Origin of the sequence: Novosphingobium meiothermophilum, from assembly GCF_003171715.1 — a bacterium.
Taxonomy (GTDB): domain Bacteria; phylum Pseudomonadota; class Alphaproteobacteria; order Sphingomonadales; family Sphingomonadaceae; genus Novosphingobium; species Novosphingobium meiothermophilum.
Genome location: NZ_QGHL01000020.1, coordinates 47,313 through 58,409, shown reverse-complemented (window position 1 = coordinate 58,409; position 11,097 = coordinate 47,313). Strand labels below are relative to the sequence as shown.

The 11,097-nt window shown below is 65.1% G+C and carries 9 protein-coding genes and 1 tRNA gene; all 10 read left to right on the top strand.

The genetic code is table 11. The annotated features are described in order from the left end of the window. The 10 genes from DKM43_RS15065 (at nucleotide 1) to obgE (ending at nucleotide 11,042) form a co-directional block, all read left to right on the top strand. A complete protein-coding gene (locus DKM43_RS15065; RefSeq protein WP_109799331.1) occupies nucleotides 1-966 on the top strand; it encodes a cell division protein FtsQ/DivIB in 966 nt (321 codons plus the stop codon). Between the two features lie 9 nt (nucleotides 967-975). Further along, nucleotides 976-2,256 (top strand): cell division protein FtsA, encoded by a 1,281-nt coding sequence (gene ftsA, locus DKM43_RS15060; protein WP_109799330.1) that lies wholly within the window; start codon nucleotides 976-978, stop codon nucleotides 2,254-2,256. Nucleotides 2,257-2,475: 219 nt separating this feature from the next. Beyond that, the gene (gene ftsZ / locus DKM43_RS15055; RefSeq protein ID WP_109799329.1) at nucleotides 2,476-3,951 is read left to right on the top strand and encodes a cell division protein FtsZ; all 1,476 of its coding nucleotides are present in this window, start codon (nucleotides 2,476-2,478) and stop codon (nucleotides 3,949-3,951) included. A 67-nt stretch (nucleotides 3,952-4,018) separates the two neighbouring features. After that, nucleotides 4,019-6,253, top strand: a complete 2,235-nt coding sequence (locus tag DKM43_RS15050; protein ID WP_109799328.1) for an SPOR domain-containing protein — start codon at nucleotides 4,019-4,021, stop codon at nucleotides 6,251-6,253. A 196-nt stretch (nucleotides 6,254-6,449) separates the two neighbouring features. Beyond that, on the top strand, nucleotides 6,450-6,953 hold the full coding sequence (locus tag DKM43_RS15045; RefSeq protein WP_109799327.1) for a type III secretion system chaperone family protein: 504 nt from the start codon (nucleotides 6,450-6,452) through the stop codon (nucleotides 6,951-6,953). Nucleotides 6,954-6,986: 33 nt separating this feature from the next. Continuing rightward, nucleotides 6,987-7,793 carry a pyrroline-5-carboxylate reductase gene (gene proC, locus DKM43_RS15040; RefSeq protein ID WP_109799326.1) on the top strand — a complete coding sequence of 269 codons (807 nt, stop codon included), beginning with the start codon at nucleotides 6,987-6,989 and terminating at the stop codon, nucleotides 7,791-7,793. 125 nt (nucleotides 7,794-7,918) lie between these two features. Further along, nucleotides 7,919-8,662, top strand: coding sequence for a Bax inhibitor-1/YccA family protein (locus DKM43_RS15035; protein WP_109799325.1), 744 nt, complete (start codon nucleotides 7,919-7,921; stop codon nucleotides 8,660-8,662). A gap of 206 nt (nucleotides 8,663-8,868) precedes the next feature. Further along, nucleotides 8,869-9,597 carry a hypothetical protein gene (locus tag DKM43_RS15025; protein ID WP_161554105.1) on the top strand — a complete coding sequence of 243 codons (729 nt, stop codon included), beginning with the start codon at nucleotides 8,869-8,871 and terminating at the stop codon, nucleotides 9,595-9,597. Nucleotides 9,598-9,732: 135 nt separating this feature from the next. Next, a tRNA-Ala gene (locus tag DKM43_RS15020) sits at nucleotides 9,733-9,808 on the top strand. A gap of 175 nt (nucleotides 9,809-9,983) precedes the next feature. Continuing rightward, nucleotides 9,984-11,042, top strand: coding sequence for a GTPase ObgE (gene obgE, locus DKM43_RS15015; RefSeq protein WP_109799322.1), 1,059 nt, complete (start codon nucleotides 9,984-9,986; stop codon nucleotides 11,040-11,042). Nucleotides 11,043-11,097 lie beyond the last annotated feature (55 nt).

Genomic DNA, 11,097 nt, shown 5'->3' with positions numbered 1-11,097 from the left:
ATGGCGCAGACGATCAAGCGGGGCGGAAAAGGCGTGCGGCGCGCAGCCGCGACGCGCACGGCGCAGCGCAAGGTGCAGACCGCGCGCAGACAGACCGGGTCCGCGTTCGATGAAGTGATGCGCTGGCTCCCGTTCGGCGAGGAAACGCTGCACCGTATCGTCATGGCAGCCATTCTCGCGGGCGTCGGCGGGCTTGTCTGGATGGTGGCGGTCATGGCGGGCGTTCCGGCGCTCGCGGCCGAGCAGGCATCGCTGGTCGCGGCAAAGGCCGGTTTCAAGGTCAGCCATCTCGAAGTGCGCGGCGTCAATCACATGAACGAGCGCAAGATCTTCGAAAAGGTCCTGGGGCAGAACGACCGGGCGATGACATCGCTTGATCTGGCGGCGCTGCGCGATGAACTGAACCGTCTTTCATGGGTCAAGGATGCCCGTGTCTCGCGCAAGCTGCCCGATACGCTGGTGATCGATATCGTCGAGCGCACACCGCATGCGGTCCTGCGCAAGACCGACCGGCTGGTGCTGATCGATGACAGCGGCGCCGAACTCGAAACTGTCAGCGCCGAGCGCGCGAAGGGGATGCTGGTCCTTTCTGGGCCGGGGGCAGGCAGGAACGTTCAGGCCCTGACGCATCTGCTCGATGCCGCGCCCGCACTGCGGCCGCAGGTGGCCGAAGCGGAATGGATCGGCAACCGGCGCTGGAATCTCACCTTCAAGACGGGGCAGGTTCTGGCCTTGCCCGAAGGCGAGGAGCCATCGGCCAGCGCGCTGCTGAGCTTTGCGCGCATGGATGGCGTGAACCGCCTGCTGGGCGGCAAGGTTGCCGCATTCGACATGCGCGCGCCCGATCGCATCTACATGCGTGTCCCCGGCCATGCCGAAGAACGCGCCGCCGCAAAGCGCGCCGAGGAACAGGCCAAGGCAGAAGCCCGTCGCATCGTTGCGGCTGCCAAGACCGACGAGGGCTGATCCCCGGTCATGGCGTCTCCGCGTTTTTCCAAGGTCTTTGCCGCCGTCAACATCGGCTCCTTCCGCGTTTCGGCCATGATCGCCGGGCTTTCGGAGACTGGCGAGATGGTGGTGCTTGGTTCCGGGCACCGCGCCGCGCAGGGGATCAAGCGCGGCTATGTGACCGACATGCAGGCAGCCACCCATTCGGTGCGCGACGCGATCGAGCGCGCCGAGAAGATGGCCAATGTCGGCATCCAGAAAGTCTGGATCGGCTGTTCGGGGGCGGGCCTTGCCAGCACGACGGCGAAGGTCGAGGTCGAGATTGGCGGCCGCCGTATCGAGCAGGACGATATCGAGCATCTGCTCGTGGCCGGACGCGAGGTGATCGAACCCGACGGCCGCACGGTGCTCCACGCCCAACCGGCGCATTACACGCTTGATGGCGCGCATGGCGTGCCCGATCCCAAGGGGCTTCATGCCGAACGGCTTGCCGTGGACATTCATGTGATGCTCGCCGACGGTGCCCCGGTGCGCAATCTGCGCGAGGCGGTGCAGAACGCCCATCTTGAAGTGGAAGCAGTCGTCGGCGCGCCGGTTGCCGCAGGCTATGCCTGTCTGACCCCCGAAGAACGCGAACTGGGCGTGGCGCTGATCGAGTTCGGCGCGGAAGTGACGACCGTTTCGGTCTATGCCGCCGGCATGCTGCTGGGAATGCAGGTGATCCAGTATGGATCGGGCGACATTACCGATGCGATTGCCTCGGCCTTCGGCATACGCCGCTATCAGGCCGAACGGCTGAAGTGCATGTCGGGTTCGGCCATCGCCAGCCCGGCCGATCATCGCGAGATGATCCCGGTCAACGCTCCCGGCGATCCCGAAGGTGGTCCGGTTGCGCGCCATGCCGACGACAAGAACCGCATTCCCCGCGCCGAGCTGATTTCGGTCATCACCCAGCAGCTCGGCTTCTTCACCGAAGAGGTGTCGCGCGCGCTCAAGGCACTGGGCTTCGTGGGCAAGACAGGGCAGCAGGTGGTGCTGACGGGCGGAGGGGCGCAGCTTCCCGGCCTTGCCGATTATGTGCAGGCTGCGCTTGGCCGCCCCGTGCGCATCGGTTCTCCGCCAACCATGCTGGGCCTGCCGCCCGGCCACGCCACGCCCAGTTCGTCGACGCTTGTGGGCCTTGTGCTCTTCGCAGCCGCCGATCCGGTGGATATCCGCAGCATTGGCCCCGCTCATGCCGCAAGCGGTTCCTACAAGGGCTGGGGTCTGCTGAGTCGGCTATGGCAAGCGGTGAAGGACTACTTCTGATCCGGTTTTCCACCGTTCCGGCCGGGAATGCGCCGGAATGGCCGGAAACCGGGGCAAAGAGAATGTTGCAACCTGTGCAAAAACAAGGCCGGGCCTTTGATTCTGCCCGGCTGCCTGTGCAACAGGTCAACGTCAATTGTTCGATTGCGCCATGGGTCAGGGAACGGCTTGTGGCAGGATCATGAGTCCGCAAGGCATTTGCCCGCAGGGAGACCGACTATGAGCATCAACATCGGACCGCCGGCCATCGACGAGCTGCGGCCCCGCATCACGGTGATCGGGGTTGGCGGCGCGGGCGGCAATGCCATCGCCAACATGATCAAGGCGCAGATCGAAGGCGTCGATTTCATCGTCGTCAACACCGATGCCCAGGCGCTCAACAACTCGATCGCGGAAACGCGCATCCAGCTTGGCCCCGACATTACCCAGGGGCTGGGCGCGGGCGCCCGCCCCGAAGTGGGCCGCGCCGCCGCCGAAGAGACGATCGAGGAGATCGAGCGTGCGCTCGATGGCGTTCACATGGTCTTTATCGCTGCCGGCATGGGTGGTGGCACCGGCACCGGGGCGGCTCCGGTCATTGCTGAAGTTGCGCGCCGCAAGGGTGTGCTGACGGTCGGTGTCGTGACCAAGCCATTCCTGTTCGAAGGCACGCGCCGGATGCGTGCAGCCGAAGCTGGCATCGAAGAGCTGCAAAAGCATGTCGATACGCTGATCGTCATTCCCAACCAGAACCTGTTTCTGGTGGCCAAGGCTGAAACCACCTTCAAGGAAGCCTTCCAGCTTGCCGACGAGGTGTTGCAGCAGGGGGTGCGCTCGATCACCGATCTCATGGTCATGCCGGGCCTCATCAACCTCGACTTTGCCGACGTGCGCTCGGTCATGGGGGAAATGGGCAAGGCCATGATGGGCACGGGCGAGGGCGAAGGCCCGAACCGCGCGCTTGAGGCGGCGGAACGCGCCATTGCCAATCCGCTGCTTGATGGCGTGTCGATGCAGGGCGCGAAGGGCGTCATCATTTCGATCATCGGCGGCGACGACATGAAGCTGCTCGAAGTCGATGAGGCCGCGAACCATATCCGCGAACTGGTCGATCCCAACGCCAACATTATCTGGGGTTCGGCGTTCAATCCGGACCTTGATGGCAAGATCCGCGTCTCGGTTGTCGCCACGGGCATCGAGCAGAGCCAGGAGCAGGCCGAGATCGCTTCGCGTCCGGTCACGATTCCCGGCACGTCGCGCGGTCCGGCCGTTCCTGTTGCAGGCGCAGCGCCAGCCGCCGCAGTCTACACGCCGCCGCCCGCTGCACCGGTTGCCACGCCCGCGCCCGCAGCCGCTCCGGCCGAACCTGCGCCTGCGGTCTTCACCCCTCCGGCAGAGCCAGTGGCCGAACCGCTGGACCTGACCCCGGCGGATGAAGCGCAGCCTTTCGTGCCGGATGTGCCCGCCGCGGATGAACTGCTGCTGGGCGGCATGGAGGCACCTGCCGAAAGCGCGCCCGAACCGGAGCCTGCGCCACGGATGCCGCGGCTGGGACTGGGCGATGAGCCTCAGGCGAGCAAGCCTTCCTCTGGCAGCACCCTGTTCGAGCGCATGGCCAATCTTTCGCGGGGCGGTCGATCTGAAGATCAGGGCGATGCCGAAGAAGGCGCGGCGCTCAACATTCCCCGGTTTCTCAATCGGCAGAACAACCAGTAAGCCGTGAGGCGCGCGGCGACACCTGTTGCCGCAGCTTCATGAAGTGTCCGGTAATGAGCGCGGCAGGATGACTGATCGTTTCCCCATCGCGCCTAGGTTGCGCCTTGTGCTTGGTCTGCTTTCCGGCGGGGCTTTCGGCCTTTTTCCAGCGCTGGCCTCGGCGCAGGGCGTGCCCACGGTATCGCAGCCGGTGGTGCAGTCAGTTGCGCCCAGTCCGAGCCGGGATCTCAGCGCAGCGCTGGCGCGTCTCGCTTCCGATCCGCGTAATGCCGTTGCCTTGCGCGATGCAGCCGAAGCAGCGCTAAAACTGGGCGATACCGATGCGGCGGTGGGCTTTCTGCGCCGCGCCGACGAGGTGGAGCCCGGCAACGCGCGGACCAAGGCCCTGATGGGCAAGGCGTATCTGGCGTCGGAAAATCCCGTTGATGCCATCCGCGCGTTTGACGAGGCGGAGAAGGCGGGAGCCGATACCTTTGCAATGGCCGAGGATCGCGCACTCGCCTATGATCTTGTTGGCGACAACGGACGCGCGCAGCGCTGGTATCAGGTTGCGCTGAGCCGTGGCCCCAATGACGAGATCACGCGGCGATACGCGATGAGTCTGGCCATTGCGGGCGACCGGCGCGGTGCTGAGGCGCTGCTTGCGCCGCTCATCGAGAAGCAGGACCGCGCCGCGTGGCGCACGCGCACCTTTGCGATGTCGGTCACGGGTGGACCCGACGAGGCGATCGCCATTGCCTATGCCACGATGCCGCAGGAACTTGCGGCCAGCATTTCGCCCTATCTGCGCTACATGCCGCGTCTCACCCCGGCCCAGCAGGCGGCCGCCGCCAATTTCGGCCGCTTCCCGCGCGCTGCCGACATGGGGCGCGATGATCCGCGCGTGGTGCAGTATGCCGCCGCCAATCCCAGAGCGCCGCGTATGGCTGAGGCGGGCCTGATACCCGCAGGCCAGCCGCTTGGCGGGGCGGCCAAGGCTGGAACCGAAAAGCCCAGCCGTGAAGCACGCCGCCGCCCCGGCCGAGAGGAACGCCAGCGGGCCGAGCAGAAAACCGTGCTGGCGCAGGCGCAGCGTTCTCCGGCAACCGCACAAGGTGCGGCGGGGCAGGCTTCTGGCCAGCCACCGGCTCAGGTTCAGGCTCAGGTTCAGGCTCAGGTCCAGTCTTCGACACGGTCTGCGGCGCAGTCGGCACCAGCACCCGTCACGGCATCGGGCGGATCGACATCAGCCCTTGTCAATGCGGCGCCCCCATCGCCTGCGCCAGCGAATGCCGTGCCGCGCCCTCAGGTGCTGTCGGTGCTTGATCTGCCACCCGGAGCGCCCAAGCCGACGCCTGCGCCCACTCCTGCACCAACGCCCACCACGACGCCAGCCCCTGTCGCAGCATCAACTTCGGCACCGGTTGCACTGGCCGCCAATGCCGGTTCCGCGGCGCAGGTTCGCGCAGCCGCGCCCAGTCCTACCGCAGCGCCATCGTCCACGCCAGCGCCGGCACAATCATTGGGCATCGCGTCGTCCCCTCCGGCGTCGGCACCGGACAAGCGCCCGCCGCGCTTCGATCTCGCGCAGGTGCCGGGAACGCAGTCTGCTTCGCGAACCGCACCAACGCCCGCACCGGCGCCTGCACCGGCGCCTGCTCCTGCTCCTGCTCCAGGGTCATCAGCAACTGTGGCCGTGGTTCAGCCGACAGGTCAGCCGTCCGCCGAAGCAGATGCGCCGCGTCCGGTTGATTTTGCGGCCATGTTCCGCAGCTTCACCCCGCCGCCTGAAGAACGGCAACAGACCGTCGCGGCCGTTGACATAACGCGTCTTCCGCCCAAGCCCGCACCAAAGGCGGCTGCCGATCCGCGCGGCGAGCGTCCCGATGCGCCTGCCGATGTCGGCCGGACGCCGGTAAAGGAGCTGGAAAAGCCGACAGTCAAGGATGTCAGACAGACTGCCAAGGAAGCAAAAGACGCAAAGGACGCAAAGGCTCCCGCCAAGGACGCGAAGGCAAAGGCCGCCGAGAAGCCCAAGAAGCCGGCTCATCCAAGCCGCATCTGGGTCCAGGTCCTGACGGGTGCCAACCGCGACGTGATGGACCGTGAATGGCGGCGGATCGTCAAGGAGGCGCCTGCGGCAATGCGCGGCCAGAAGCCCTATATCACGGCATGGCGAAGCAATTTCCGCCTTCTGACCGGCCCGTTCGAAAGCGATGCCGAAGCACAGGACTTCGTGAACAGACTGCGCAAGGCAGGGGTCTCCAGCTATCAGTGGACCAGCCCTGCCGGACAGGCGGTTGATGTTCTGGCGCTCAAATAGCCGGTTGTGCCACTCCCGGCATTGTCCACAGCTTTCCCACAAGGTTGTCGAGTTTTGCCCAACCGCCTGTTAGGCGGTGATTGTCGGTGCGGGGTGTTAACCGCCATTGACGGTGGTGCGCAGCAACGCAGGGCAGTTCGCCTTGCCGGGGCCGCCACTTGAGGGAGGCCCGGAGAGAGTGTTCAGGGGACGGACGATGCGGTCGGGCCATGATGACAGCGAGCGCGATGAGGCCGCCCCGGTGGACATGATCGCCTCGCTGTTCGAAGCACGCGGCTGGCCTTGCGAGTTTGTTTCGGACGATGAGTTGACGGGCGAAATCCAGGGGTCTTGGGCCAACTACCAGCTGCGCGCGATATGGCGGGTGGAAGATCACGTTCTCCAGATCCTGTGTTTGCCCGATATCCGCATTCCCGATGACAAGAAGGCCGCCGTTTACGAACTGATGGCGCTCATCAACGAGCAGGTGTGGATCGGTCACTTCGACATCTGGTCGAACGGTGCGGTCCTGCTCTACCGGCACGGCCTGATGCTGGGCGATGACGGCCTGCTCAGCATCGGTCAGGCGCAGGCGACAATCGAGGCGGCCGTGGACGAGTGCGACCGCTTTTATCCGGCCTTCCAGTTCATCCTGTGGGGCGACAAGAGCCCTGCCGATGCCTTGGCCAGCGCCATGGTGGATGCCGCCGGCGAAGCCTGAAAACCCTGGTTCGTCTGTCGATGGTGTGATCCGATGAATACCACTTTTCTCCAGTTCGGCTGCGGCAATATGGGCGGCGCCATGCTTCAGGGGTGGCTTGCCGCCGGGATTGCGCCCGAATCCTTCACCGTGATCGACCCCTATCTTGATGCCGCGCCTCAGGGCGTGCGCCTGCTTCGGTCCGGTCCCGAAGGCGAAGGCCCGTTCGATGTCGTCCTCCTGGGATTCAAGCCGCAGCAACTGGCCGATGCCGCGGCTGCGGTGCGCCCCTTCGTGGGGGCACGCACGCTGCTGCTGTCGATCCTTGCCGGAGTTGATCTTGCCACACTGCGTGCGCTTTTCCCCGAAGCACGGGCAATCGTGCGGGTCATGCCCAATCTTGCCGCCGCGCTGGGCAAGTCGCCGATCGCACTGGTGGGCGAGGCCGATGCCGCCGCACGAGAGCAGACCAATGCGCTGATGGCCCCGCTGGGGCAGGCCGAATGGCTTTCGGGCGAGGACCAGATGGACCTTGTAACCGCGCTGGCCGGTTCCGGCCCGGCGTTTGTCTATCGCTTCATCGATGCCCTTGCCGAAGGCGCAGCGGCGCTTGGCCTGCCGCGCCAGCAGGCCGACCGGCTGGCGCTTGCCATGGTGGAAGGGGCTGCGCTGCTGGCAGCAGCGTCCGAACACAGCCCCGCCGAACTTGCGCGGCGCGTGGCCAGCCCCGGCGGGGTCACGCAAGTGGGGATTGATGTGCTTGACCATGACCGCCGCCTCGTGCGCCTGATGGAAGATACCCTGCGCGGTGCCCGCGATCGCAGCGCCGAGATGACTGCGCAGGCCCGCAGCGGGAAATGAGTGCCGCAACAATTCGTTACAATTGATTTCCCGGCGGTCGAACCGGTTTCGCTTGAAAGCCGTCGCACTTGCACCGATATTCCCGTGAGAGTGGTCACAGGGACCACGCTTATGGAGCTTTGAAAATGGCAAACTGGAACGACCCTCGGCCCACCGGAACGGGCTTCGGCGCGTCTCCGAGCCTTTCCGGCCTCCAGGGCCGCAGCGAAGTGTTCGATGCGGGTCTGCGTCGCCACATGCTGTCGATCTACAACTACATGGCCTCCGGCGTGCTGCTTTCGGGCATCGTTGCGCTGCTCTCGGCCTCGTCGGGGATGACGCAGGTTCTCTTCGGCACGCCGCTGATGTGGCTGGTGATTCTCTCGCCGCTCGCCTTCGTGATGTTCATGAGCTTTGGCGCCAACAAGTTCTCGACCACGGCCCTTCAGGGCATGTTCTGGGGCTTTGCGGTGGCCATGGGCCTGTCGATGTCGACGATCTTCCTCGTCTATACCGGAGCTTCGATCGCAACGACGTTCTTTGCCACGGCGGGCGCCTTTGCCGGTCTCAGCCTTTATGGCTACACCACGCAGAAGAACCTGTCGGGCATGGGCAGCTTCCTCATCATGGGACTGTTCGGCATCATCATTGCCTCGCTCATCAACATCTTCCTGAAGTCGAGCGGGTTGCAGTGGGCCATCAGCTTCCTTGGCGTGCTGATCTTCGCGGGGCTTACCGCCTACGACACGCAGCGCCTGAAGGAACAGTATGCCTACGTGGCGGGGACCGAGTTTGCGGGCAAGGCCGTGGTGCTTGGCGCGCTGAGCCTCTACCTCGACTTCATCAACATGTTCCAGTTCCTGCTGCAGTTCCTTGGCGACCGCCGCTGACACTTCACGCGCAGGAGCAGTTTCGATCGAACCCGGCGAAGCGTCTGGCTTCGCCGGGTTTTCTTTTCCGGCGGGGATTCTCATTGCCTTGCGCCCGCGCTAGTGTTGGCGCAGGCAATGGTTTACTGCCTGAGAATGGCAAGGTCCGGCGAACCCGGACGGTCCTTTGGTCAAGAAGAAGGGTTCTTCCTTTGGGGGAAATGCCGATGTTCAAGTTCCGGCGCATTCTGGCGCCATCCGTTCTGACTGCGGCGCTGGCCGTGGGCCTCGCCTCGTGCGCACCCAAGGCGCCGCCGCCACCGCCGCCACCCCCGCCACCGCCGCCGAAGGTCGTGGTCATCCCGCCCAAGCCGGTGGCCCCCAATGGTGCGTCCGACAATCTGCCGATCCCTCCGGCTGATGCGAACGGCCTGAGGATTTCGCTCAACCGCAACATCAGCCCCGCGCAGATGCTGTGGAACCTGCGTTCGGCCTACAACGTCGCTGCGCTCAACTGCTTTGCGCCGCAGCATGCCGATATCCTGCCGCGCTACAAGGCGTTCCTTGCCAATCACGCCAAGACGCTGGCAGCGGTCAATCGCAAGGTCGATACCGAATGGAAGGCGAAGCACGGCGCGAAGTTCATCGCCCCGCGCGAAGCCTACATGACGTCGGTCTATAACCACTTTGCGCTGCCGCCGACGCTGACCGATTTCTGCGATGCGGTCGGGGCGGTCTCGCGCGATGGCATGGCGGTGAAGTCGAACGAACTTGAAGCCTTCGCGATGCGCAGTCTGCCAAGCATCGAGGTCGTCTTTGATGACTTCTACCGCCGCTATGAAGCCTATCGCAATGCGCTGGCCGAATGGCAGGCACAGTATGGCCCGCTGGTGGCTGCGCAGCAGCAGGCCGCCGCTGGCCCCGCATCGCCCGTGGTGGTGAGCGCGAGCAACTGAGCCTGCCGGTTCCTGTCGCGCCCTGATGCGGGCGGGGATCGAAAAATGGGTCTTTGCAGGCCGGGAGCGCTGCGCTAAGGGGCATCGCTCCCGGCCTGCTGCGGTATCGCGGCGGAACCGGGCGATACCGGGAACGGGGCCGTAGCTCAGATGGGAGAGCGCGTCGTTCGCAATGACGAGGTCAGGGGTTCGATCCCCCTCGGCTCCACCAGGTATCACCGGCCGGTATCCTCAGCAGGAATTGCGGGCCGGCCAAACCGGACCGCCTGATTGGGCAGGCGCCTGCGGTCCGAAGCTTCCGGGAACTCCATGAACGGGACCAGCAGGCTCGCTTAGGGGGCGAGGGCGCTCTTGCATTCGGCCCTGCCAGTGGACACGTTAGCTTCATGCATTTTCTCGATCAGGCCAAGATTTTCGTGCGTTCCGGTCAGGGCGGCCCCGGCGCCGTCAGCTTCCGACGCGAGAAGTATATCGAGTATGGCGGACCGGACGGCGGTGACGGCGGCAAGGGCGGCGATATCATCTTCGAGGCGGTGGCCGGTCTCAACACGCTGATCGACTTTCGTTACACCCAGCATTTCAAGGCCCAACGCGGCCATGGCGGTGCGGGCAAGAACCGCACCGGCGCAGGTGGCGAGGATCTTGTCATCAAGGTGCCCGTGGGCACGCAGGTGCTCGACGATGACCGCGAGACCGTGCTGCTGGACCTGACCGAGGCAGGCCAGCGCGAGGTTCTGCTGCGCGGGGGCGACGGCGGCCGGGGCAACGCCTCGTTCAAGAGTTCGACCAACCGTGCCCCGCGCCAGCACGGCCCCGGCTGGCCGGGAGAGGAAATGTATGTCTGGCTGCGGCTGAAGCTGCTGGCCGATGCAGGGCTTGTCGGCCTGCCCAACGCGGGCAAATCGACCTTCATCAACCAGATCACCAATACCAAGGCCAAGGTGGGCGACTATGCCTTCACCACGCTGCGGCCGCAGCTTGGCGTGGTGCGTCATCGCAATCGCGAGTTTGTGCTGGCCGACATTCCGGGCCTGATCGAGGGTGCTGCCGAAGGTGCAGGCATCGGTGACAGATTCCTTGGGCATATCGAACGCTGCCGCGTGCTGATCCACCTGATCGACATTCACAGCGAGACGGACCCGGTCGAGGCCATGCATATCGTCGAGGGCGAACTTGCCGCCTATGGCGCGGGGCTGGACGAGAAGCCGCGGCTGATTGCGCTGAACAAGATCGATCTGGTCGATGCCGAACTGGTCAAGGCATTTGCGAAGGAACTGCGCGATGCGGGCGCGGGCAAGGTCTATCCCATATCGGGCGCGACCGGGAAGGGCATGAATGCCCTGCTCGATGCGGTGCTTGACCACCTTCCTGCGGCCACGGTCACCGAACGGCCGACCGGCGAGGTTGAGGAGGAGGCCGACCAGAAGCCATGGTCGCCGATCTGATCGGCGAGCCGCGCTTGCGGCAAGTTCGGTCACCCTTCACGCAGCACGACAAATC